This is a genomic window from Pseudonocardia sp. ICBG1293 (assembly GCF_020131355.1).
In the GTDB taxonomy this organism is placed as follows: Bacteria; Actinomycetota; Actinomycetes; order Mycobacteriales; family Pseudonocardiaceae; genus Pseudonocardia.
This window is the reverse complement of record NZ_JAHLEL010000054.1, coordinates 104,695-127,122: the sequence shown is the minus strand read 5'-3', so window position 1 is coordinate 127,122 and position 22,428 is coordinate 104,695. Positions and strand designations below refer to the sequence as shown.

At 74.5% G+C, this 22,428-nt stretch carries 24 protein-coding genes and 1 tRNA gene; 16 read left to right on the top strand and 9 right to left on the bottom strand.

Annotation, left to right across the window (positions count from 1 at the left end):
• The first annotated feature begins 94 nt into the window (after window positions 1-94).
• The 3 genes from KPF47_RS31300 (at window position 95) to KPF47_RS31290 (ending at window position 1,788) form a co-directional block, all read left to right on the top strand.
• Window positions 95-451 carry a transposase gene (locus KPF47_RS31300; protein ID WP_374108923.1) on the top strand — a complete coding sequence of 119 codons (357 nt, stop codon included), beginning with the start codon at window positions 95-97 and terminating at the stop codon, window positions 449-451.
• 20 nt (window positions 452-471) lie between these two features.
• Window positions 472-1,143, top strand: coding sequence for a S1C family serine protease (locus KPF47_RS31295; RefSeq protein ID WP_374108922.1), 672 nt, complete (start codon window positions 472-474; stop codon window positions 1,141-1,143).
• A 153-nt stretch (window positions 1,144-1,296) separates the two neighbouring features.
• Window positions 1,297-1,788 (top strand): molybdenum cofactor biosynthesis protein B, encoded by a 492-nt coding sequence (locus KPF47_RS31290; protein WP_374108932.1) that lies wholly within the window; start codon window positions 1,297-1,299, stop codon window positions 1,786-1,788.
• Window positions 1,789-1,858: 70 nt separating this feature from the next.
• On the opposite strand, the gene KPF47_RS39785 is transcribed toward KPF47_RS31290, so the two are convergent.
• A complete protein-coding gene (locus tag KPF47_RS39785; RefSeq protein WP_305080488.1) occupies window positions 1,859-2,362 on the bottom strand; it encodes an antitoxin in 504 nt (167 codons plus the stop codon).
• Between the two features lie 165 nt (window positions 2,363-2,527).
• On the opposite strand from KPF47_RS39785, the gene KPF47_RS31280 reads away from it, so the two are divergent.
• A complete protein-coding gene (locus KPF47_RS31280) occupies window positions 2,528-2,695 on the top strand; it encodes a hypothetical protein (protein ID WP_224392368.1) in 168 nt (55 codons plus the stop codon).
• A 29-nt stretch (window positions 2,696-2,724) separates the two neighbouring features.
• Here KPF47_RS31280 and KPF47_RS31275 read toward each other — a convergent pair whose 3' ends face one another.
• The 3 genes from KPF47_RS31275 to KPF47_RS31265 all read right to left on the bottom strand — a co-directional run bounded on the left by KPF47_RS31275 (window position 2,725) and on the right by KPF47_RS31265 (window position 4,547).
• On the bottom strand, window positions 2,725-3,375 hold the full coding sequence (locus KPF47_RS31275) for an SAF domain-containing protein (RefSeq protein ID WP_224392367.1): 651 nt from the start codon (window positions 3,373-3,375) through the stop codon (window positions 2,725-2,727).
• 99 nt (window positions 3,376-3,474) lie between these two features.
• Window positions 3,475-3,792, bottom strand: a complete 318-nt coding sequence (locus KPF47_RS31270) for an FmdB family zinc ribbon protein (protein WP_224392366.1) — start codon at window positions 3,790-3,792, stop codon at window positions 3,475-3,477.
• Window positions 3,793-3,899: 107 nt separating this feature from the next.
• The gene (locus tag KPF47_RS31265; RefSeq protein ID WP_224392365.1) at window positions 3,900-4,547 is read right to left on the bottom strand and encodes a 5-formyltetrahydrofolate cyclo-ligase; all 648 of its coding nucleotides are present in this window, start codon (window positions 4,545-4,547) and stop codon (window positions 3,900-3,902) included.
• Window positions 4,548-4,583: 36 nt separating this feature from the next.
• Here KPF47_RS31265 and KPF47_RS31260 point away from each other — a divergent pair, with 36 nt between their 5' ends.
• The 9 genes from KPF47_RS31260 (at window position 4,584) to KPF47_RS31220 (ending at window position 13,191) form a co-directional block, all read left to right on the top strand.
• Window positions 4,584-5,489: a UTP--glucose-1-phosphate uridylyltransferase gene (locus tag KPF47_RS31260; RefSeq protein WP_224392364.1), complete on the top strand. Its 906-nt coding sequence runs from the start codon at window positions 4,584-4,586 to the stop codon at window positions 5,487-5,489.
• Between the two features lie 2 nt (window positions 5,490-5,491).
• The gene (glp, locus tag KPF47_RS31255) at window positions 5,492-6,712 is read left to right on the top strand and encodes a gephyrin-like molybdotransferase Glp (protein WP_224392363.1); all 1,221 of its coding nucleotides are present in this window, start codon (window positions 5,492-5,494) and stop codon (window positions 6,710-6,712) included.
• A 5-nt stretch (window positions 6,713-6,717) separates the two neighbouring features.
• Window positions 6,718-7,383, top strand: coding sequence for a GNAT family N-acetyltransferase (locus KPF47_RS31250; RefSeq protein ID WP_224392362.1), 666 nt, complete (start codon window positions 6,718-6,720; stop codon window positions 7,381-7,383).
• A gap of 194 nt (window positions 7,384-7,577) precedes the next feature.
• The gene (gene glpR, locus KPF47_RS40525; protein ID WP_308015540.1) at window positions 7,578-8,840 is read left to right on the top strand and encodes a gephyrin-like molybdotransferase receptor GlpR; all 1,263 of its coding nucleotides are present in this window, start codon (window positions 7,578-7,580) and stop codon (window positions 8,838-8,840) included.
• 52 nt (window positions 8,841-8,892) lie between these two features.
• Window positions 8,893-8,968, top strand: a tRNA-Ala gene (locus tag KPF47_RS31240).
• Between the two features lie 216 nt (window positions 8,969-9,184).
• Window positions 9,185-10,144 (top strand): ketopantoate reductase family protein, encoded by a 960-nt coding sequence (locus KPF47_RS31235; protein WP_224392361.1) that lies wholly within the window; start codon window positions 9,185-9,187, stop codon window positions 10,142-10,144.
• Between the two features lie 47 nt (window positions 10,145-10,191).
• Entirely contained in the window at window positions 10,192-11,391 is a 1,200-nt protein-coding gene (locus KPF47_RS31230) for a cytochrome P450 (RefSeq protein ID WP_224392360.1), read from the top strand.
• An 83-nt stretch (window positions 11,392-11,474) separates the two neighbouring features.
• Entirely contained in the window at window positions 11,475-12,077 is a 603-nt protein-coding gene (locus KPF47_RS31225) for a TetR/AcrR family transcriptional regulator (protein WP_224392359.1), read from the top strand.
• Window positions 12,078-12,240: 163 nt separating this feature from the next.
• Window positions 12,241-13,191: an ABC transporter substrate-binding protein gene (locus KPF47_RS31220; protein WP_224392358.1), complete on the top strand. Its 951-nt coding sequence runs from the start codon at window positions 12,241-12,243 to the stop codon at window positions 13,189-13,191.
• 3 nt (window positions 13,192-13,194) lie between these two features.
• Here KPF47_RS31220 and KPF47_RS40520 read toward each other — a convergent pair whose 3' ends face one another.
• The 3 genes from KPF47_RS40520 to KPF47_RS31205 are packed head-to-tail and all read right to left on the bottom strand — an operon-like array spanning window position 13,195 to window position 16,421.
• Window positions 13,195-14,271 (bottom strand): CopD family protein, encoded by a 1,077-nt coding sequence (locus tag KPF47_RS40520; protein WP_224392357.1) that lies wholly within the window; start codon window positions 14,269-14,271, stop codon window positions 13,195-13,197.
• Window positions 14,202-14,765 carry a copper resistance CopC family protein gene (locus KPF47_RS31210; protein WP_224392356.1) on the bottom strand — a complete coding sequence of 188 codons (564 nt, stop codon included), beginning with the start codon at window positions 14,763-14,765 and terminating at the stop codon, window positions 14,202-14,204. Before KPF47_RS31210 ends, KPF47_RS40520 begins: the two co-directional genes overlap by 70 nt.
• 60 nt (window positions 14,766-14,825) lie before the next feature.
• A complete protein-coding gene (locus tag KPF47_RS31205; RefSeq protein ID WP_224392355.1) occupies window positions 14,826-16,421 on the bottom strand; it encodes a dolichyl-phosphate-mannose--protein mannosyltransferase in 1,596 nt (531 codons plus the stop codon).
• A gap of 25 nt (window positions 16,422-16,446) precedes the next feature.
• Between KPF47_RS31205 and rsmI the strand changes: the two genes are divergently transcribed.
• Window positions 16,447-17,322, top strand: coding sequence for a 16S rRNA (cytidine(1402)-2'-O)-methyltransferase (rsmI, locus tag KPF47_RS31200; protein WP_075308396.1), 876 nt, complete (start codon window positions 16,447-16,449; stop codon window positions 17,320-17,322).
• Window positions 17,323-17,413: 91 nt separating this feature from the next.
• Here the strand turns inward: rsmI and KPF47_RS31195 are convergent, their stop codons facing one another.
• Together KPF47_RS31195 and KPF47_RS31190 are read right to left on the bottom strand one after the other, a co-directional pair.
• Window positions 17,414-18,589, bottom strand: a complete 1,176-nt coding sequence (locus KPF47_RS31195) for a cation:proton antiporter (protein WP_075308394.1) — start codon at window positions 18,587-18,589, stop codon at window positions 17,414-17,416.
• A gap of 16 nt (window positions 18,590-18,605) precedes the next feature.
• Window positions 18,606-19,088, bottom strand: a complete 483-nt coding sequence (locus tag KPF47_RS31190) for a cation:proton antiporter regulatory subunit (protein ID WP_075308392.1) — start codon at window positions 19,086-19,088, stop codon at window positions 18,606-18,608.
• A 95-nt stretch (window positions 19,089-19,183) separates the two neighbouring features.
• Here KPF47_RS31190 and zwf point away from each other — a divergent pair, with 95 nt between their 5' ends.
• Together zwf and KPF47_RS31180 are read left to right on the top strand one after the other, a co-directional pair.
• Complete coding sequence (gene zwf, locus KPF47_RS31185; protein ID WP_224392354.1) at window positions 19,184-20,599, top strand: glucose-6-phosphate dehydrogenase; 1,416 nt, start codon at window positions 19,184-19,186, stop codon at window positions 20,597-20,599.
• Window positions 20,596-22,425 carry a glycoside hydrolase family 15 protein gene (locus KPF47_RS31180; protein ID WP_224392353.1) on the top strand — a complete coding sequence of 610 codons (1,830 nt, stop codon included), beginning with the start codon at window positions 20,596-20,598 and terminating at the stop codon, window positions 22,423-22,425. Before zwf ends, KPF47_RS31180 begins: the two co-directional genes overlap by 4 nt.
• Window positions 22,426-22,428: the final 3 nt, after the last annotated feature.

The window sequence follows — 22,428 nt, the reverse complement described above, 5'->3', positions numbered from 1 at the left end:
GACACGCCGACTTCTGAAACGACCTCTAAGAGGTCATTTCAGAACGAGGTCGACGTGTCTGTTGTAGACGACAAGCGGCTATCTGACCTGCCGTTTGATCTGTCGTCGAGGGGTCAATGGAAACTCGACAAGTCGTTCTGAAACGACCTCTAAGGCCTACTCCTCACGCGCCATCCGCGCCCACCTGCGCGGACGACGGATCGTCGCGGTCATCCCGGAGCCGGCTGACCAGCAGGGACACCGGAAACGACGCGGCACACGCGGCGGTCGACCACCGGCGTTCGACCGGGTCGACTACCGCGGCCGCAACGTCGTCGAACGCGGGTTCTGCGAGGTCAAGCAGTGGCGCGGCCTCGCGACCCGCTACGACAAACTCGCCCTGACCTACCGCGGCGGAGTTGCACTGAAGGCCATCGTCACCTGGTTGCGCACTTTAGGAGACACGCCCTAGGCGACTCCGACCGGGTCCGGGTGGGGCAGCAGGTCACCGCGTTCGGGTCGCCGCTCGGGCTCGGCGGATCGGTCACCACCGGCATCGTCTCGGCCGTCGACCGGGCCGTCGGCATCCCGGCCGAGTCGGGCGCGCCGGGGGCGGCCGACACCGTGCTGAACGCCATCCAGACCGACGCCGCGATCAACCCGGGCAACTCCGGGGGGCCGCTGGTGGACGCCGAGGGCCGGGTCGTCGGCATCAACTCGGCCATCGCGACGGCCGGGCCGGGCGGCGGCTCGATCGGGGTCGGCTTCTCGATCCCGATCAACCAGGCCCGCCGCATCGCCGACCAGCTGCGTGACGGCGGCACGGCCACGCACGCCGTGCTCGGCGTGACCGTCGGCAGCGACCCGCAGCTGCGCGGCGCGGTGATCCAGGAGATCACCCCGGACGGCGCGGCCGCCCGGGCCGGTCTGCGGCTCCAGGAGATCGTCGCGCGGCTCGGCGACCAGCGGATCACCACCGGCACCGACCTGCAGGCCGCGGTCCGGTCGCAGCCGCCGGGCAGCGTCGTCCAGCTGGAGGTCGTCGACGCCGGCGGGGCGACCCGGGCCGTCGAGGTGACGCTGGGCGAACAGCGACGACCCGGGCGGGTGGACGCCGCCCGACCGGACGGGGCCGGGTGGGTGGCACGCGCCGCACATCGTTGACGTGTGAACTACAGCCGTGATGGGGTGGTCCCGTATTCGGTGGTGCCCCACCGAATATGCCCGGAGCGTCGTGTCGGTGCCGGACCCCCTCCCCGCACCGGCACGGCCTCCCCCGGGCGTACCCCGGCCGACGCTAGGCTGGCCGTCATGGAGATGTCGGGTCCGCAGATCGGCCGTGCCCTCGTGGTGATCGTCGACGACCGGGTGAGTGCGGGCGAGCGGTCCGACGGCACCGGGCCGCTGGTCACCGAACTACTGGAGGAGGCCCACTTCCTCGTCGACGGCGTGGTCTCGGCCCCCGGTGACGTCGTGGCCATCCGCAGTGCGCTGAACACCGCCGTCATCGGCGGCGTCGACCTGGTGGTGACTGTCGGGGGCACGGGCGTCTCGCCGCGCGACGTCACCCCGGACGCGACCACCGGCGTCCTCGACCGGCCGGTGCCGGGTATCGCCGAGGCCATCCGCGCCTCCGGCCTCGCCGCCGGTGCGGTCGACGCCGGGGTGTCCCGGGGCCTCGTCGGCGTCTCGGGCAGCACGCTCGTGGTCAACCTGGCTGCCTCGCGTGCGGCCGTCCGGGACGGGATGGCCACGCTGACCCCGCTCGTCCCGCACGTCATCTCGGAGCTGTCCGGCCTCGACGACTGACCGGTCCACGACCGGTCCCACGACGGCCGACGGGCCCCGGCGCGCGCCGGGGCCCGTCGGTCTGCGGTGCTCAGTTCGCCGGGGGCACCGGCGGGACGCCGCCGCCGTCCTTGCGCTCCGGCGGGACCGGAGGAACGGCGGGCGGCTGCTGCGACGCTGCCGGGTTGCCCTGCGGCTTCAACGCGTCGCCACCGGGCGGGGCGGGGGGCACCGGCGGGACGGCGGGCGGCTGCTGCGACGCTGCCGGGTTGCCCTGCGGCTTCAACGCGTCGCCACCGGGCGGGGCGGGGGGCACCGGCGGGACGGCGCCGCCGTGCGTGCCGGCGCCGGGCGCGGCCGGGTCGTTGTGCCCGAGGGCGCCCTCGACCTTGCCCTTGACCCCGTCGATCTGCTCGGAGTACTTGCCGCCGGTCGCCTGGTCGACCTTCTCCGCGGCCTTGCCGACGAGCGGGCCCGCCTTCTCCTTCGCCTTCTCCAGGTGCGGGCCGGCGTGCTCGATCGCCTTGTCCAGGTGCGGCTTCGCCTTCTCGATCGCGTTCTCGGCCGCCTCGCGTGCCTTGTCCAGGAACCCCATGAGCGGTCCACCTCTCCTGTCGTCGCCCGGTACCCGGGCGGATGCGTACGGCTGACCCCATGGTGTCACCCGGGCCCGTCGCCGTGGGGCGCCGCGAACCCGGCACGGGAAGGTGACGCGTGATCGGTATGCACCCGCTCCGCCCCGGCGCGGCACCATGGGGTCATGAGCGAGCCCGCGGACCGGATGCGTCGACGGATCGAGGAGATCTTCGGCGACGACCCCTCGACCTCGGCCGACGAGCGGGCCGACCACGGCGCCGCCGACGAGCGGGAGGCCGCGGACCCCGACCGTTGGTTCACCGAGAACCGCCCGCCGCACCACGGGGGCTGAGCCGCACCCGACGAGAAGGGCCGCCGCGTTCACCGCAGGGTCACCGTCACCTCGCCGGCCAGCGTCGCCGCCGCCACCGCGGTCGCCTCGGCCTCGGGCAGCGCGACCAGCACCAGCGGCCCCGGGTCCGCGCGCGCCCCGGCGGCCCCGGGGGCGGGCGGCAGCACGGCCACCACCCCCGCCCGGGCGGCCAGCACCCGCGCGCCGTCCGGACCGGCCGCCACGACATCCACCCGGGATCCGGGCGAGAGCAGTGCGGCCACCGCCGGGTCGGCCGGGCGCAGCGGCACCGCCGAGGCGTCCGGCCCGCCGGCGGCGACCGCGAGCGCGGGGCCGACCAGTCGCAGCTCGCCGATCGGTTCCCCCGCGGTGACCGGCCCGGCGAGCAGCCGCCCGGTCACGGCCGCGGACGTGGTCAGGGCGCCGGCCGGGGCCAGGGCGGGCGGCCAGGCGGCCACCAGGACGTCCGCCGGGCCCAGCGCCGTGCCGGGGCCGAGGTCACGAGCCGCGACCAGTACCGGGACCCGTTCGGCGCCGGGGGCGGGGAGCAACGCCACCACCACGGCGGCGACCGCCAGCACGGCGGCCAGCAGGCGGCGCGCCAGCAGCGCCCGTGACCAGGAGGGCCGCCGCAGCAGCCGGTCCCACGGGCGCTCCGCCCGCTCTGTCCGCTCCGTCATGGCCACCCTCCGTCGTCGTCGTGACGACGCTAGGACGGGGGGTGGGCGCGGGCCGGCCGTGCGTCCGGCCTGTGGACAACCCGGCCGGTTGTGGACGGATCAGGCGGCGGCGGCCTTCGAGGACGAGGACGAGGTCGTGGACGACGTCGACGACGAGGAGCCGCCCGAGTCCGAGGACGAGCTCGACGAGGAGCTCTCGGACTTCGCCGAGTCGGACGAGGACCCACCGCTCACCGAGCCCGAGCGGGAGTCGGTGCGGTAGAAGCCGCTGCCCTTGAACACGATGCCCACCGAGGAGAAGACCTTGCGCAGCTTCCCGCCGCAGTTCGGGCAGGTGTCGAGGGCATCGTCGGAGAACGACTGCACCGCCTCGAAGCGGTGGTCACACGCGGTGCATGCGTACTGGTAGGTCGGCACAACATCCTCCGGACGAAACGGGGCGGTGCCCGCCCGCGGGCTGGCACTCGACGAGAGCGAGTGCCAGCATACTCCGGGGCGACGGCCGGTCCGACCCGTCCACACGGTCAGGGCGAGAGATGCACCACCCCGTCGCGGGGCAGCACGACGGACCCGACCGCGACGTCGTGCTCCTCGGCCGGGACCTCGTCGCGCAGCTCGCCGTCGTACAGCGGGACGACCAGCAGGGCGCCGGGCGCGGCGAGCGGGAGCGTCCGGTCGTAGAAGCCCCCGCCGCGGCCCAGGCGTCGCCCCCGCCGGTCGACGGCCAGTGCGGGCACCACGACCAGGCCCGCCGACGCCAGCGCGGCGGGCCCGAGCCGGGGCCCGGTCGGCTCGACGACGCCGAGCGGTCCGGGGGCCAGGTCCTCGGGGCCGTGGTGGACGGTCCAGTCCAGCGGCCCCGGCAGCTCCGGGACCACGGGCGCGAGGACCTCGTGCCCGGCGGCGAGCAGCGTGTCGGGCAGTGACGGCACGCCCGGGCCCGCCCCGCCGGGTTCGGTGCCGATCGGCAGGTAGCAGGCCACCGGGCCGGGGCGCACGGCCGCGAGCGCGCACAGGTGCACGGCCAGCGCCGCGGTCGCGGCCGCCCGGTCGGGCGCGGGGCGTTCCCGGCGCCGGGCGAGCAGGGCGCGGCGCAGTGCCCGCTTCGTCCCACCGGCCGGTGCACCCTGATCAGGCGACGATCCGCCACCGTCCTCCGCGCGAGCCGTCACCGCCCCAGGCTAGAGCTGTGGCTAGGCTCGCCGACCATGAGCGTGCAGACGTCCAGCGGCACCGGGGCCTTCCGCACCGCCGTCGTCCCGGCGGCGGGTCTGGGCACCCGGTTCCTGCCGACGACCAAGGCCGTGCCGAAGGAGCTGCTCCCCGTCGTCGACACGCCTGGGATCGAGCTGGTCGCCGCGGAGGCCGCGGAGGCCGGGGCGCAGCGGCTGCTGGTCGTGACCTCCCCGGGCAAGGACTCGGTGGCGGCCTACTTCCGCACCGACGACGAGCTGGTGAAGACCCTGGAGGGCCGCGGCAAGGACGAGCTGGCGGAGAAGGTCCGCCGCGCGCCCGGCCTGCTCGAGGTCGAGTCGGTGTACCAGTACGAGCCCAAGGGCCTGGGTCACGCGGTGGCCCAGGCCGGCCCGGCGCTGGCGCAGGACGAGCAGGCCGTCGCCGTCCTGCTGCCCGACGACCTGGTCCTCCCGACGGGCGTGCTCGCCCGCATGGCCGAGGTCCGCGAGCGGCACGGCGGCAGCGTGCTGTGTGCGTTCGACGTCCCGCGCGAGCAGATCGCGGCGTACGGGGTCTTCGAGGTCTCCGACACCGACGACGACGACGACGTCAAGCAGGTCCACGGGATGGTCGAGAAGCCGTCCCCGGACGAGGCCCCCTCGACGTTCGCCGCGGCCGGTCGCTACCTGCTCGACCGGGCGATCTTCGACGCGCTGGACCGGATCACCCCCGGCGCAGGCGGTGAGCTGCAGCTGACCGACGCGGTCGCGCTGCTGATCGCCGAGGGGCACCCGGTGCACGTCGTCGTGCACCGCGGCGGCCGGCACGACCTGGGCAACCCGGCCGGGTACGCACGGGCCTCCGTCGACTTCATGCTGGAGCACGCGGAGTACGGCGAGGACCTGCGGAACTGGCTGAACGAGCGACTGAAGGACTGAGAGTGCGCACGGTCACCGATCACCTGTCCCGCATCCTGGACGTGGCGGTGCGCCCGGCACCGGTGCGCGTCGCGATCACCGACGCGCAGGGTCTGCGCAGCGCCGAGGAGGTCGTCGCGGCCCGTCCGCTGCCGGTCTTCGACCAGGCCGCGATCGACGGCTACGCGGTGCGCAGCGTCGACGTCGCCGGGGCCACCGACGCGTCCCCGGTCACCGTCCCGGTGGTGGGGGAGATCGCCGCGGGGTCGCGCCAGCCGCTGCGTCTGCAGCCCGGCCAGGCCGTCCGGGTCGCGGCGGGGGCGCCGCTGCCGACCCTCGCCGACGCCGTCGCCCCGCTGGGGTGGACCGACGGGGGCACCGCGCGCCTCACGATCCGCCGCGGCGTGCCCTCGGCGGGCTTCGTGCGCCGGGTGGGGGAGGACGTCCAGTCCGGTGACGTCGCCGTCCGCGAGGGCGAGGTCGTCGGCTCGGCCCAGGTCGCGATGCTCGCCGCCGCCGGCCGCGACAAGCTGCTCGTGCACCCGCGCCCGCGGGTCTCGGTCGTCTCGGTCGGCGACGAGCTGGTGGAGGTGAGCCGGTCGGCCGCGTCCGGGCAGGTCGCCGACGTCTGCTCGCACGCCGTCGTCGCCGCCGCCCGCGAGGCGGGCGCGGAGACCAACCGGCCCCGGACCGTCGGCGGCAGCGCCGCGGAGATCCGCGGCGCCGTCGAGGACCTGCTGCCGGCGTCGGAGATCGTCGTGGTCTGCGGTGCGGGCGGGGGGACGACCGCGGCCGAGGCCAAGAGCGGGCTGGCCGACCTCGGTGGCATCGACGACACACGCGTCGCGATGCACCCGGGCTCCGCGCAGGGCTACGGACGCCTGGGCCCGGACGCCGTGCCGGTGTTCCTGTTCCCGTCGCACCCGGCCACCGCGCTGGTGCTGTTCGAGGTGTTCGTCCGGCCGCTGGTCCGGCTGGCGCTGGGCCAGGAGCCGGTACGCCGCACCTGGACCGCGCGGCTGACCTCGCCGATCGTCTCCCCGGCCGGCAGGCGCTCCTACGTCCCGGCGCGCCTGCTGCGGTCCGACGACGACGGCGAGCTGCTCGCCCAGCCGCTCGGGGCGTCGGGCACCCACCTGCTGGCCGTGCTGTCCGAGGTCAACGCGCTCGCGGTCATCGAGTCCGACGTGACCGAGATGACCGTCGGCGAGCACGTCGAGCTCGTTCCCCGCGGGCGGAACTGACCCGCGTGCCACCGTCCGCCGTCCCCGAACCGCCCGGCGGTCACCCCGGCTGGCCGGTGGTGCTCGGGCCGCTGCGGGTGCGGGGGCACGAGGTGGGGCTGCGCCCGGTGCGGCTGCGCGACGGCGGTGACTGGGCCCGGATCCGGGTGCGCGACGAGCACGTCCTCCGCCCCTGGGAGCCGACGACCCACGGCGGCTGGGCACGCCGCAACTCCGGGGTGGAGTGGCCCGGTCGCTGGTGGCTGCTGCGCGGGGCGGCCCGGCGCGGGCTGTCGCTGCCGTTCGCGATCACCGTCGACGGGGCGATGGCCGGCCACGTGATGGTCGGCAACGTCGTCCGCGAGCCGCTGCTGTCGGGGTACGTCGGCTACTGGCTGGACTCGACACTGGTCGGGCGCGGGATCACCACCGCCGCCGTCGCACTCGTCCTGGACCACTGCTTCGGGCCCGTCCGGCTGCACCGGGTCGAGGCCACGGTCCGCCCGGAGAACGCGGCCAGCATCGCCGTGCTCGCCCGGCTCGGGCTGCGTCGTGAGGGGCTGCTGGAGCGCTACCTCGACGTCGACGGTGCCTGGCGCGACCACTACGCCTACGCGGTGACCGCCGAGGAGAGCCCGCCGGGTGGTTTCGCCGCCCGGCTGGTGCGCGACGGACGCGCCGCCCGGCCCTGACGCTGCGCAGCACCGGTGATCACTCACCGGAGTCACACGTGCACCGTGCGTCCCTGGTTTCGCACCGTCCGTCCGAGGGACCACGGCGCGTCGCGACCCGGGTGCGGGCGCCCGCCCGATTACGGTGATCGGCGGTGGCGCGGATCGGGGCCGTTCCACCGGGTGGACTGCGCCGGTCGGGGAGGAGGCAGCCCGTGCCCAGCTCTCTGATCTTCGTGGGTCTGGTCGTGCTCTGGCTGCTGATCCTCGTCCCGACCGTCGCCCGGCGTCAGCAGGAGGTGGCCCGGCTCAGCCCGGCGCTGCTCTCCGGGCGGGTGCTGGAACGTCCCGCGCGGCATCGACACCCGGAGGTTCTTGTGACACAGCGATCCGGTCCGACCACGGTCGGCGAGCTGGCGGAGGCGCGGGACGACGTCCCCACCCCGCGCGAGCGCGTCGACGCGACCGACCACCACGCCCACGACGACGTCGAGGACACCGAGATCGACGACGAGGGACGGGTTCGCGGCCCCGGGGAGGCGGCATTCGGCCGCGACGACCCCGGGGCGCGCGACGACGGTCCCGGCCCCCGCGACCGGGCCGGGACCGATGAGGGGCCGTGGCCGGAGCGGGAGCGCGACCCCCGGTCCGACGACCGCTACGACACCGAGGACGGCGCCGAGGACGACGACGGCCTCGACGACCGCGGCGCCGATTCCGACGGCCGCTACGACTCCGACGGCCACTACGCCGACGCCGACGATGCGGTGGCGGACGGGTTCGACGAGGACCAGGAGGACGAGGACGGCTGGTCCCGCCCGCCGGCCCGCTACCGCCCCGGCCGCGGGGGGTTCGACCCCGAGGCCGCCGCCGCGGCCGCACACGCCAAGTACGCGTTCCGTCAGCGCGTCGTCCTCGGGCTCCTGGTGCTCCTGATCGCCGCCGGTGCGGCCGCGCTGCTGGTCTCGACGGTGTTCTGGTGGGTCACCGGCGCCGTCGGCGCGGGCCTGGTCGGTTACCTGACCTACCTGCGCCGCCAGGTCCGCATCGAGGAGGGCATCCGGGCCCGCCGCGCCGCCCGGCTGGCCGGCACCCGCCGGTCCCCGGCCGCCGACGATCCCGAGCTCGACGAGTGGGCCGACCGTGGCCGTGACGCCTCCGGCGCCGATCGGCCCGACGACGAGGCGGACGCGACCGCCGACACCGCGGGTCCCGTCGACGAGGACGACGACTGGACCGCCGACGACGGCGAGCCCACCCGGGTCCGCGGCACCGGCGAGCCGCTGGGCGTGCTCCCGGCCCGCGGCCGCACGGTCGAGGGGCCCGTCGGGACCGAGCACGAGTCGTCGCTCCCGCGGCTCGCCGCAGCGCCGCCACCCCCCGTCCCGGCCGGGACGTCACTGGTCGACGTGGACGCCGAGGAGGAGGTCGACGAGTACGACACGGGCACCCCCCACCGGCGTGCGGTGGGAGAATAGGGGTCTGTTAGTGTTCTTCAGGTCGGCCCGCGAGGGCGGGCCTGGGACACCGGGGGCTGTAGCGCAGTTGGTAGCGCGTCTCGTTCGCATCGAGAAGGTCAGGGGTTCGATTCCCCTCAGCTCCACCATCTGAATCTCTTCGTAGGCGTGCCGTTCGCACAGGGCCGTCCTCCCGCACGGGAGGGCGGCCCTTCTGCGTGTTCCGGGTCCGGAACGCGTGCCCGCCGCCATCCGGTCGACTCCCGTGCGCCCGCCTCGGGGCCCCGCCCGTCGTTGACATGTGGAGACTGTCTCCATATCGTACAAGTGGAGATGGTCTCCAATTCAACGGCGAGGGGTGCGGCGTGAAGATCCTGATGATCGGCCGTGGCGTGATCGCAACCGTGTACGGTCGGGTGCTGGAGCAGGCCGGCCACGAGGTCGAGTTCCTCGTCCGCCCGGGGCGCGCCGCGACGTACGGCGACGCGGTCGATATGGAGCTCGCCGACCTGCGGCACCGGCCGTGGGGGCGCCCCGTCGTCGAGCGGTGGCCGGTGCGCCTGCGGGAGGAGCTCGAGGACGACCACGACATCGATCTGATCGTGCTGAGCGTGGGGCACCACCGCCTCGCCGAGGCCGCCGCGTTCCTGACACCGAGGATCGGCCGGGCCACGGTGCTGGTCTTCGGCAACATCTGGGACGAACCGCTGGACGTGATCGGAGATCTCCCCGTCGACCGGGTCGCCTGGGGGTTCCCGCAGGCGGGAGGCGGCTTCGGCGCGGACGGCGTGCTGCGCGCGATGCTGCTGCCCTCGGTCCTGTTCGGCACCCTCGGCGGGGCGCCGAGCGAACGTGAGTCGGCCGTCCGCACGACCTTCCGCGACGCCGGCCTGCGGATCCGCGAGCAGCCCGACTTCCGCGGCTGGCTGTGGATCCACTTCGCAGCGGACGTCGGGATGCACGCGCAGGGGCTGCGGCGGGGCGTGCTGGCGGACCTCGCCGGGTCGCCGGGGGACCTGCGCGCGGCGATGCTGGTCGGTCGCGAGCTTCTTCCCGTCCTCGAGGCACGGGGGGTCGACCTGGGCCGGCACCGGGTCGCTCTCCTCCCGTTGCGTGCTCCCGCACGGGCCGTCGGTGGCGTCCTCGCCGTGGCGACCCTCGTCCTCCCGCCCGCGCGTCTCAGCTTCACGGCGCACGCCGATCCCGAGGCGGAGGAGCCGCGTGCGGTCTGCCGGGACGCCCTCGCCGAGGCACGTCGACTCGGCATCGCCACCCCCCGCCTCGACGCGGCCGAGCATCTCTTCGCCCGGGCCGGGGCCGGCTGAGCGCCGCCCACCCGCCCGCGCCCACTGCCCACGCACCGGAGGACGACATGACGACGATCGACGAGTTCCCGCAGGCCCGTACCTGCCCGTTCGCCCCGCCGCCGGCCTACGCGAGGATCCGGGAGGAGGACCCGGTCGCGCAGGTCCGGCTGCCCGACGGCCGGTCGGCGTGGGTGGTCAGCCGCCACGAGGACGTCCGCACCGTGCTCAACGACCGGCGGTTCAGCGCCGACCGGGGGCATCCGAGCTTTCCGCAGCTGGTGCTGGGCGCGGCCGTGACCGGGACCCCCGACGAAGAGCCCGTGCTGCTGAGCATGGACGCGCCGGAACATCCGGTGGCCCGCAGGGCGGTACTCGGTGAGTTCACCCTGCGACGCACCGAGGCGCTGCGGCCACGGGTCCAGGAGATCGTCGACGAGCGGATCGACGCGATGCTGGCCGGGCCCCGGCCCGCCGACCTGGTCGAGGAACTGTCGCTGCCGGTCCCGTCGCTCGTGATCTGCGAGCTGCTCGGTGTGCCCTACTCCGCGCACACGTTCTTCCAGGAGAAGTCGACCGCGCTGATCGCCCGGGCGACGCCACCCGAGGAGCGCGCGGCCGCCGGCGCCGCACTGAGCGGCTACCTGAGCGACCTGATCGCGGAGAAGGAGGCCGACCCGCCGGACGACCTGCTCGGGCGCCAGATCCGCCTGCAGCGCGAGCGGGGTTCCTACCGGCGGCCGGCGCTGGCGGGCCTGGGGATCCTGCTGATCGTGGCGGGACACGAGACGACGGCGAACATGATCTCGTTGGCGACGGTGGCGCTCCTGCGCGCCCCGGAGCAGCTCGCATCGATCCGGGCCGATCCCGCCAGGACCCCCGCCGCGGTCGAGGAGATGCTGCGGTACTTCACGATCCTGGACGCGGCGACGGCCCGGCTGTGCGTCGAGGACGTCGAGCTCGGCGGCCGGCTGATCCGCGCGGGTGAGGGGGTGCTGGCCCTGACCTACGCGGCGAACCGCGACCCGCGGGTGTTCGACGATCCCGACGAGCTGGACATCGAGCGCGGCGGCCGGCACCACCTCGCCTTCGGGTTCGGGCCACACCAGTGCCTGGGACAGAACCTGGCCCGGATGGAGCTGCAGATCGTGTTCGACACCCTGTTCCGCCGCATCCCCACGCTCGCGCTCGCCGTCGACGTCGACGAACTGCCCTTCAAGGACGACGCGACCATCTTCGGTCTGCACCGGCTCCCGGTGACCTGGTGAGGGGGTCCTGTCCCGCGGCCGGGGGCTGGGGCTGGGGCACGATGGGAGGACGATCTCCACCCTCGATGCGAGCGAGGTGCCCCGTGACGACCGACAAGCCGCTGCGTGCCGACGCCCGGCGGAACCGCGAGGCGATCGTCACCGCAGCGCGCGAGGTCTTCGACACCGGCCGGTTCTTCGACATGCGCTACGACGACCTCGCCGGTCTGGCCGGCGTGGGAACCGGCACGCTCTACCGGAACTTCCCCACCCGCGAGGCGCTGGCCGAGGCGGTCTACCGCTCGGAGATCGCCATCCTGAGCGACCGTGCCCGCCGGCTCGGCGCGACGCGGTCCGCGGACGAGGCGCTGGCGCTCTTCCTGCGGGACATGATCGACCACATCGACGCGCACCAGGGCCTGGCCCGCACGTTGGCCACCTTCCTGTCCGCCGGCGGCGGGAGCGGGCACGAGCTCGAGGACGCGGTGGCCGAGCTGGTGGCCGCGGGTGTGGCGGACGGTTCCCTGCGCGACGACGTCGACGCCGGTGCGGTGCTGATGGCCCTGCACGGCATCGGCGCCGCCCATGCGCGTCCCGGGTGGCGGGCCGAGGCCGACGGAGTGGTCACCCTCGTCGTGGACGGTCTGCGTCGGGACGCTGCGGTGGGGGGCCGGACGGCGCGCCGGGAGCCGGAGCGGCATGGGTGAGCCGACCTCGGCCACCGTCCGTCCCGCCACGCCGTCCGATGCTCCCGGGATCGCCGAGAGCGGTGCGACGCGTCGCCCTCCAGGACCCGCATCACCCTCACGGCCTATTGATGAGCCTAACCTCACCTGATGGTCTACCACCGCGCCGGCGAGGGACGCCGCCGTGGAGGTGGCGACGATGGTGCGGGCACGACTGGTCGGGCTGATCGCGACGGCGCTGGCCGTCGCCGTCCTGGCGGGGTGCGGTGGGGCGCCCGCGCCCGCCGCGGCACCCACCGGGGCGACGATCGAGCACCGCTACGGCAGCACGACGGTCCCGGTGCAGGTCGAGCGGGTCGCGACGGTCGGCTGGAACGACCAGGACTTCGTGCTGGGGCTTGGCGTCGTCCCCGTCATGACCCGCTCCTGGTTCGACGCCTACTGGACCTTCCCGTGGGTGCAGGCGGTGACGAAGGGCGCCGAGGTCCCGCAGTCCGGTGAGGACGGCATCGACCTGGAGGCCGTCGCGGCGAGCAGACCCGACGTCATCCTCGCGATCTACGAGGACGTCGACGAGGACATGTACCGGAAGCTGTCGGCGATCGCGCCGACCGTGGTGCAGTCCGCGGCGTACCCGCCGGAGCAGACCCCGTGGGACGTCCAGCTGCTCACCACCGGGCGTGCCATCGGGCGCGAGGACCTCGCCCGGCAGCGCGTGACCCAGGTCCGCGACCGGATCGCGGCCGTCCGTGCTGCGCACCCGCAGTTCGCCGGGAAGGTGCTCGTCGAGGACTTCGGCCCGGAGAACGGTGGCCACTACCTGATCCCCGCCGGCGACCCGCGCCGCGCGCTGTTCGACGCGCTCGGGTTCGCGACCCAGGAGAGCGCGGGCGAGGTCAGCGAGGAGCGTCTCGACCTGCTGGACCGCGACGTGCTGTTCGTCAACGGCGCGACCGAGGAGCAGATGACGGCCTCGGCGTCGTTCGCCCGGCTGGACGTCGTCCGCGAGGGCCGCACGCTCTACACCACGTTCTCCGACCCGCTCGGCGGTGCGCTGTCCTACAGCGGCCCGGACGCGCTGCTGCACGCCATCGACCGGCTCGAACCGCAGCTCGCCGCGGCGACGGCCCGCTGAGCCTCAGGCGGTCTGGGTCAGCGTCGCGGCCACCCCGGTGGCCGCGGCCAGCACCAGCACCTCCACCGGGGCCCACACCAGCACCGGGAGCCTCCCGGCCCGCAGCCGGGCCCGGGTCGCCCCGCCGAGCGCCGCGGCGACGGCGAACAGCGCGACCTTGGCGGCGACCACCGCGCCGTAACCCGTCGTGACCAGCTCGGTGGGGGAGGAGAGCCGTGCGGTCGCGGCGAGTGCCCCGGACACGCCGAGCACCACGACGGCACCGAGCGCGAGCCGGGAGAACCGCGGCAGCGCGAGCGCGAGCAGTTCCGCGTCGCGGGCGGTCACCAGCACCGCACCGAGCCCGCCCACCCACAGCAGCGCCGCCGCGACGTGCGCGACGACCGCGGGCACGGCGTACGCGGCGACCGTCGACGCGCCGGCGTGCCCCGTCGCCGCGGGTGCCGCCGCGGCGGCGACGACCACCACCAGGGCCAGTACGGCAGGGCCCGGGCCGGCACCCGGCCGGGCCGGCCGCGACCCCGCGACGCCGATCAGTGCGAGCACCGCGGCCAGCGCCACGAGCTGCCCGGTCCCGGCACGCGGACCGGGCAGGAACTCCAGGAGGTCCGGCCCGCGTACGTCGGCGAGACCGCGGCCGGACACGACCGCGCCCCGGACGAAGGTCTCGACCAGCAGTACGCCGAGCCACAGCGGCGCGACCGTGGCCAGCACCCGGTCGGCCGCGGGCACCCGGTCCGTGGCGAGCAGCGCGATCAGCGCCGCCCCCGCCGCGACGACCGCGGCCAGGTCCGCCGCGGCGCGCACGAGGGCCTGCGCCAGGTCGAGCGCGACGCCGTCCGGGCCGAGACCACCGGTGGCCCCGGCGACGACGACCGCGACCCCCACCAGCACCGCGGCCCACCCGGCGACCGCGGGGGCCGGTTCGACGGCGGACCCGGCCGCGGCGCGGGGCGGGGGATCGGGAGCGGCGCCGGTCGGGGTGCCGCCGGGGGCGGAGCCGTCGATGGTCAGGCCCGCGACCGGCGCAGCGCGAACACGGCTCCGGCCCCGACCACGACGACGGCGAGCAGCACCCACGGCCAGACCGGGGCGCCGTCGTCCTGTGCGGCGGCGGTGGTCGGCGGCGCGGTCTGCGGCGCCGCGGCCGTCGGCTCCGGGGCGGCGGGTGCCGGGGTCGCGGCGGCCGCGCCCGGGCCGGGGGAGGTGAGGGTGAACGGCACCGTGCCCGAGACGGGATGGCCGTCGTCGGAGACCACCCGGTAGGTGACCGTGTACCCGCCGGCCGCACCGAGGGGCCGTAGCGGCACGGCGAGGGTACCGTCGTCGCCGGAGGCCGGGCCCGCCGCGTAGTCGGTGCCGTCCGGGCCGGTCACCGTGACCGTGGCGTCCGCGGCCGGGACCTGTTCGGAGAAGGTGAGCGACACCGACGTCGGCGCGGTGGCGACCTGTGCGTCCGCGGCGGGGTTGCTGGACTCGAGCTCGGTGTGCGCCCAGGCGGGCGCGGCCCCGGCGACGAGGACGAGCAGCACGGCGGGGAGGGCGACCGCGAGGCGGCGGAGTACGGGGCTCACGCCGGGTTGGTCGTCGCGCGGTCGGCGCTGGTTCCGGAGGTCACCCGCACGGAGCAGCCGTCAGCGCCAGGACGGGAGCCACAGCTCGGCCTGCCAGTGCTCCGCGGTGATCGGGTCACCGACCAGGATCGGCCACAGCCACACGAAGTTGACCCCGATCAGCGCCACCCACGTCGCGACGACGAGCAACCCGTTCCGTCGCCGGCGTGCGCTCATCCGGGAGTGGCCCAGCATCTGCCCCATCGCCAGCACGACGCCCAGGACCAGGAACGGCACCACCGGCATCATGTAGAAGAAGTACATCTGCCGGTCGAGGTTGAGGAACCACGGGAGGAACCCGGCGCCGTAGCCGACGAGCACCGCCGTCCAGCGCCAGTCGACCCGGGTCACCGCCCGCCACAGCCCCCACAGCAGCACCGGGATCGCCGGCCACCACAGCGCCGGGGTGCCGATCAGCATGACCGCCGAGACGCACTCGGTCTCCCCGCAGCCGGTGGCGTCGTCGGCGTAGCGGTAGAGCATCGGGCGCAGGCCCATCGGCCACGTCCAGGGCTTCGACTCCCAGGGGTGTGCCCCCGCGGACCGGGTCGTCAGGTTCTCGTGGAAGGCCAGGGCCTGGCCGTGGTAGTACCAGAGCGAGCGGAGCGCGTCGGGCACCCAGGCGAACGCGCCGCCGGTCCCGATCTCCCGGCCGACCTGGTGCCGGTCGATCCCGGTCTCGCTGCCGAACCACGCCCACCAGGACCCGACGTAGGTCAGCACCGGGATCAGCACGAGCGCCCACAGCGCAGGGGCGACGTCGCGGACCATCGTGCCCACCCACGGACGGGCGACCCCCGCACGGCGGCGAACCGACACGTCCCACAGCACACAGAGCAGCCCGAACGCGGCGACGTAGTAGGCGCCGTTCCACTTCACCGCCGACGCCAGGCCGAGCGAGACGCCCGCGGCGAGCCGCCACCAGCGCACCCCCCACCGCGGGCCCCAGACGGTCTCGGCGACCCGCCCCTCGGCGACGACCCGCGCCATCCGGGAGCGGACGTCGTCGCGGTCGGCGAGCAGCGCGGCGAACGCGGCCACCACGAACAGCGCCGAGAAGACGTCGAGCATCCCCATCCGCGACTGCACGTGCGACAGCCCGTCCGCGCACAGCAGCAGCCCTGCCAGCCCACCGAGCGCGGTCGAGCGGGTCAGTCGACGGCCTGCGCGGACGACCAGCAGGACCGTGAGCACCCCGGCCAGCGCGGCCGAGACCCGCCAGCCGACGCCGTCGTAGCCGAACACCATCTGGCCCAGCGCGATCAGCTGTTTCGCCAGCGGTGGGTGGACGATCTTCTCGTAGCCGGGGTTGCTCTCCACCCCGCCGTTGCGGACCATGTCCCACGCCTGCGGGACGTAGTGCTTCTCGTCGAAGACGGGTGTCCCGCGGTCGGTGGGCTCGCCGAGGTCGTAGAAGCGCAGCAGCGCCGCGACCAGCACGACCCCCGCGGTGACCAGCCATCCGCGCAGCCGGTCCGACGGCGGCGGCGCACCGAGCCGCGCGGCCGGACCGGGATCGGCGCGGCGCAGCGTGGGCGGGGCGCCCCGCGGGATCAGGCCGGGCTCGGGTGCCGCTCCGGCGACCCGGCTCCCGGGATCGGCGCTCGTGGTGGCCATCGCGTCCGATCGTAGGCTGGCCCGCGTGACTCCCGCCCCCGACTCCACGCCCGACACGGCCCCGACGACCGGTCGTCTGGTCCTGGCCGCGACTCCGCTGGGCGATCCGCGGGACGCGTCGCCGCGGCTGCGGGAGCTCATCGCCACCGCGGACGTGATCGCCGCCGAGGACACCCGCCGGTTCCGGCACCTCGCCGCGGCGCTGCCGGTCACCTACACGGGCCGGATCGTGAGCCACTACGACGCCGTCGAGGCCGAGCGGCTGCCCGGCCTGCTGTCCGCGGTCCGCGACGGCGCCACCGTGCTCGTCGTCTCCGACGCCGGGATGCCCGCGGTCTCCGATCCCGGATACCGGCTGGTCGCCGCGGCCGCCGCCGAGGACCTGCCGGTCACCTGCGCGCCCGGACCGTCCGCGGTGACGACGGCGCTGGTGCTGTCCGGGCTGCCGTGCGAGCGGTTCTGCTTCGACGGCTTCCCCCCGCGGCGCTCCGGTGAGCGCCGGCGCTGGCTGGAGACCCTGCGCGACGAGCGCCGTGCGGTGGTGTTCTTCGAGTCGCCGCGGCGCACCGCGGACACCCTCGCCGACGCCGTCGCGGTGCTGGGCGCCGACCGCCGCGCCGCGGTCTGCCGGGAGCTGACCAAGACCCACGAGCAGGTCGTCCGCGGCACGCTGGGCGAGCTGCACGAGTGGGCGGTCTCCGGGGACGTGCTCGGTGAGGTGACCGTGGTGCTGGCCGGTGCCGAGGCCCGCGAGGCCCCGCCGGTGGAGTCCCTGGTCGACGCCGTGCGCGAGCGCACCGACGACGGCGAGCGCCTCAAGGACGCCGTGGCCGCCGTGGCGGAGGCCGCGGGGGTGCCCAAGCGCGACCTCTACAACGCCACCCTCGCCGCACGGGACTGACGCCGCACCCCGCGGGCGGCCGTCGCACCCGTCGCGGCCGGTGCGAGGACCCCCGTCCGGGGTGCGCCGGCGGGCCGGGACGGGCGCGCCGTCAGGCGGTCGCGGGCGTGCGCGTCGGGAGCGCCCGCATGACGGGCTCGACGCAGCGCGCGGCGATCGGGCCCAGCACCGCCATGATCAGCACGTACGCCGTGGCGAGCGCGGACAGCTCGGCGGGCACGGCGGCGTAGCCGACGGCGAGCCCGGCGATGACGATGGAGAACTCCCCGCGCGCGATCAGTGCCGCCCCGGCGCGCGCCCGCCCCATCCGGCCGATCCGCGCCCGCTTCGCCGCCCACCAGCCCGTGGCGTACTTGGTCGCGGTGGTCGAGACGACGAGCACCAGCGCCCAGCCGAGCACCGGCGGGATCGCCCGCGGGTCGGTCGAGAGCCCGAACACCACGAAGAACACCGCGGCGAACAGGTCCCGCAGCGGCTCCAGCAGCTTGGTGGCGTTCTCCGCGGTGGACCCGGAGATCGCGATGCCCAGCAGGAACGCCCCGACCGCGGCGGAGACCTGCATGGCCTGGGCGAACCCGGCGACGAGCAGCGCGGCACCGAGCACCTTGAGCAGGAAGACCTCGCGGTCGTCGGAGTCGACGACCGCCGAGACGTAGCGGCCGTAGCGCAGCGCGACGACGAGCACCACCGAGATCACCGCGAGCGACACCGCGACCGCACCGACCCCGCCCCACAGCGTCACGCCGAGGAGCAGCGCGGTGAGGATCGGCAGGTACAGCGCCATGACGAGGTCCTCGAACACGAGCACCGACAGCACCACCGGCGTCTCCCGGTTGCCGAGCCGGCCCAGGTCGGACAGGACCTTCGCGACGATCCCGGAGGAGGAGATGTAGGTGACCCCGCCCAGCACCATCGCCCCGACCGCGCCCCACCCCAGGACCAGCGCGACCGCGACGCCGGGTGCCGCGTTGAGCACGATGTCGACGATCCCCGCGGTCCAGGACCGGCGCAGCCCGGTGACGAGCTCGACCGCGGAGTACTCCAGCCCGAGCAGTAGGAGCAACAGCACGACGCCGACCTCGCCTGCCAGCGAGGTGAAGTCGCCGATGTCGCCCAGCGGGACGACCCCGCCCGCCCCGAACGCGAGCCCGCCGAGCAGGTAGAGCGGGATGGGGGACAGGCCGATCCGCTGGGCGAGCCTGCCGAGCAGGCCGAGCCCGAAGAAGACGGCGCCGAGTTCGAGCAGTTCGAGTGCGGTGTGGTCCACGGCTACCGGGGCGGCCTCAGCCGCGCGCGAGGATGTCGGCGGCCTGCTCCAGCTTCTCGGCCGTCCCGACGGCGATCACGATGTCCCCGGCCGCCAGCACGTGGGCCGGCGTCGGCGACGGGATCACCTGGCCCGCGCGCATGATCGCGACGACCGAGACCTGGGTGCGGGTGCGCAGCGCGGTGTCGCCGAGCGGACGGCCGTCGAACGGGCTGTTGAGCTTGATCGGCATCTTGCGGGTGGTGATGCCCGGCAGGTCCGCGTGCTCGTCCTTGAGCTGGTTGACCAGCTGCGGGGCGCCGAGCAGGTTCGCCAGTGCGCCCGCCTCCTCGGTGGTCAGCGGCAGCTCCGCGACGCAGGCGTCCGGGTCGTCGGCACGGGAGAGGATCAGGTCGATCTTCCCGTCGCGGTGCGCGATGACCCCGACCCGGCGGCCGCTGCGCAGCTCGATCTCCTTCCGCACCCCGATCCCGGGCAGCGGCGTCACGTCGACGTTCACCCCCGCAACGGTACGCCGCGCACGCCTGCCGGTGGAAACACGCTCGTGACCGGTACCGCCGAATGAGCGGGTCCGGCCGGGGGTAGCCGGAGACCATGCCTTCGGACCTGCCCCCGCACGTGATCGTGCTGTTCGGCGCCACCGGCGACCTGGCGAAGCGCAAGCTCTTCCCGGGTCTGCTCCACCTGCGCAACGAGGGACTGCTGCCCGAGGACTTCCGGGTGATCGGGTCCGGGCGGCACTCGCCCGGTTCCGACGACGAGTTCCGCGACCGCATCCGCGACGCCCTGCCCGACGACACCGGCTGGGACGCGTTCGCCCCGCGGCTGAGCTTCGTCGTCTCCGACGCCGAGGACGGTGCCGACCTGGCCGACGCCGTGCGCGCCGCGGAGAAGGAGCTCGGCGGCGGCGACGCCGACGTGCGCCGGCTCGTCTACCTCTCCGTCCCGCCGGCCGCGATGACCCCGATGGTCGCGATGCTCGGGGAGACCGGGATCGCCGAGCGCTCCCGGCTGGTGCTGGAGAAGCCGTTCGGCACCGACCTGGAGTCGGCCCGGGAGCTCAACGCGGGCCTCAAGGAGGTCTACGACGAGCAGGACATCTTCCGCATCGACCACTTCCTGGGCAAGGAGTCGCTGCAGAACGTGCTCGCCCTGCGCTTCGCCAACGGCCTGTTCGAGCCGGTGTGGAACCGGCAGAACATCCGCTACGTGCAGATCGACGTGCCCGAGGAGATCGGGATCGAGGGCCGGGCGTCGTTCATGGAGTCCACCGGCACGTTCCGGGACATGATCTCCACCCACCTGTTCCAGATCCTGGGCTTCGTGGCGCTGGAGCCGCCGTACGAGATCGCGCCGGACGCGCTGCACGCGGAGAAGGCGAAGGTCTTCCACTCGATCCGCCCGCTCGACCCGTCGCGGGTGGTGTTCGGCCAGTACGCCTCCTACCGCGACGAGGAGGGCGTCGCCGACGACTCGACCGCCGAGACCTTCGTCGCGCTGGAGACCTACGTGGACAACTGGCGCTGGTTCGGGGTCCCGTTCTTCCTGCGCACCGGGAAGCGGATGGGGGCGACCCGGCGCACCGTCACCATCGGTTTCGACGAGCCGGCGCTGACGATGTTCCCGGGCGGCTCGTTCACCGGCGCCGCCACCGGCAGCGCGCCGACCGAGCTGGTCGTCGAGCTGGCCGACCAGGTCACCGCCGAGCTCGACGTGCGGGCGAAGGTCCCCGGCCCGGAGCTGAAGGTCGGGCGTGGGCGGATGCGGCTCGACCTCGACGGCATCGGCGACCCCGACGACGCGCTGGAGGCCTACGAGCGGCTGCTCCTGGACGTCATGAAGGGCGACCGCACGCTGTTCACCTCGACCGAGGAGGTCGAGCGGCTCTGGGAGCTGTGCGACCCGGTGCTCGCCGACCCGCCGCGGACGCAGACCTACTCCGACGGGTCCTGGGGCCCGCAGGACGCGCTCGACCTGCCCGGCCCGCGCGGCTGGCGGGTGCCGGAGTGAGCCCCACCCGTTCCGACGATTACCTGCCGATCGCCGAGCACGGCATCGTCGGGGACCTGCGTTCGGCGGCGCTGGTCGGCACCGACGGCACGGTCGACTGGTTCTGCCCGGGCCGGTTCGACGCACCCAGCGTGTTCGCCTCGCTGCTCGACGCCGGCCGCGGTGGGTACTGGCGGCTCGCGCCGTGCGTCGACGGGACCGAGCTCGCCAGCCAGCAGCAGTTCTACTACCCCGACTCCAACATCCTCATCACCCGCTTCCTCACCTCCGACGGCATCGTCGAGGTGCAGGACTTCATGTCGTTGCTGGGCCCGCACGACCCGGACCACCGCCAGCGCCTGGTCCGCCGGGTCACCGGCGTCCGCGGCTCGGTGCCGATGACGGTCGAGGTCGTGCCCCGGCCCGACTACGCCCGGGAGACACCGAAGGTGGAGACCGCCGGGGCGGGCATCCGGTTCACCGGCAGCGGCGTGACGCTGGACCTGACGTCGTCGGTGGAGCTGGAGGTCACCGACCACGCGGCGGGCGCGGAGTTCCGCACCGCCGAGGGCCGCACCGAGGTGTTCGTGCTGGAGGTCGACGCGACCGACGAGCCCACGGCCTGCGACGACGCCGCGGAGGAGTTGTTCACCGGGACGGTCGCGTTCTGGAAGGACTGGCTGGCGCACTCGTCGTACACGGGGCGGTGGCGCGAACGGGTGCACCGCTCGGCGCTCACCCTGAAGCTGCTCACCCACGAGCCGACCGGGGCGGTGATCGCGTCGCCGACGATGGGGCTGCCCGAGCAGCTCGGCGGCGAGCGCAACTGGGACTACCGCTACGTGTGGATGCGCGACGCCGCGTTCACCCTCTACGCCCTGCTGCGGCTCGGGTTCACCGAGGAGGCCGGGGCGTTCATCGGGTGGCTGTCGGGGCGCTTCGGCTCCACCCGCGACGGTGAGCAGGGCCCGCTGCGCGTGATGTACACGATCGACGGCGACGAGACCCCCGACGAGGTGGAGCTCGACCACCTCGAGGGCTACCGCGGCTCGCGCCCGGTGCTGGCAGGCAACGGCGCGTCCGCGCAGCTGCAGCTCGACATCTACGGCGAGATCATCGACTCGGTCTACCTCTACGACAAGTACGGCGACGGCGTCGGTCACGCGGACTGGTCCCACCTGTGCACGATCCTGGACTGGCTGCGCGAGCACTGGGACTCACCCGACGAGGGGATCTGGGAGACCCGGGCGGGACGCCAGGACCACGTGTTCTCCCGGCTCATGTGCTGGGTCGCGGTCGAGCGGATGATCCGGATGGCGCGCCGGCGGGGACTGCCCGGCGACGTGGGGGCCTGGACCACCACCCGCGACGAGATCTACCACCAGATCATGGACCGCGGCTGGGACCCGGACGTGGGACCGCGCGGGTCGTTCGTGCAGCGCTACGGCGCCCGCACGCTGGACGCGTCGGTCCTGCTCATGCCGATGGTGAAGTTCTGCGCACCCACCGAACCGCGGTTCCTCGCCACCCTGGACGCGATCAACGACGACCTCGTGGTCGACACCCTGGTGTTCCGCTACGACGTCGAGGACTCGCCCGACGGCCTCGACGGCGAGGAGGGGACGTTCTCGATGTGCTCGTTCTGGAACGTCGAGGCGATGACCAGGGCCGGGCGGCTGGAGCAGGCCCGGATCGCGCTGGAGAAGATGTTCTCCTACGGCAACCACCTGGGGCTCTACGCCGAGGAGATCGGCCTGACCGGGGAGCAGCTGGGCAACTTCCCGCAGGCGTTCACGCACCTGTCGCTGATCAGCTCGGCGATCAACCTCGACCGGGCGCTGGGGTAAGGC

Bases quoted from the DNA above. Each gene is read 5' to 3' on its own strand.
- KPF47_RS31205 (WP_224392355.1), bottom strand. From the start codon at position 16,421: ATGGCCACCACGAGCGCCGATCCCGGGAGCCGGGTCGCCGGAGCGGCA.
- KPF47_RS31230 (WP_224392360.1), top strand. From the start codon at position 10,192: ATGACGACGATCGACGAGTTCCCGCAGGCCCGTACCTGCCCGTTCGCC.
- zwf (WP_224392354.1), top strand. From the start codon at position 19,184: ATGCCTTCGGACCTGCCCCCGCACGTGATCGTGCTGTTCGGCGCCACC.
- KPF47_RS31280 (WP_224392368.1), top strand. From the start codon at position 2,528: ATGAGCGAGCCCGCGGACCGGATGCGTCGACGGATCGAGGAGATCTTC.
- KPF47_RS31260 (WP_224392364.1), top strand. From the start codon at position 4,584: ATGAGCGTGCAGACGTCCAGCGGCACCGGGGCCTTCCGCACCGCCGTC.
- KPF47_RS31290 (WP_374108932.1), top strand. From the start codon at position 1,297: ATGTCGGGTCCGCAGATCGGCCGTGCCCTCGTGGTGATCGTCGACGAC.
- KPF47_RS31275 (WP_224392367.1), bottom strand. From the start codon at position 3,375: ATGACGGAGCGGACAGAGCGGGCGGAGCGCCCGTGGGACCGGCTGCTG.
- KPF47_RS39785 (WP_305080488.1), bottom strand. From the start codon at position 2,362: ATGGGGTTCCTGGACAAGGCACGCGAGGCGGCCGAGAACGCGATCGAG.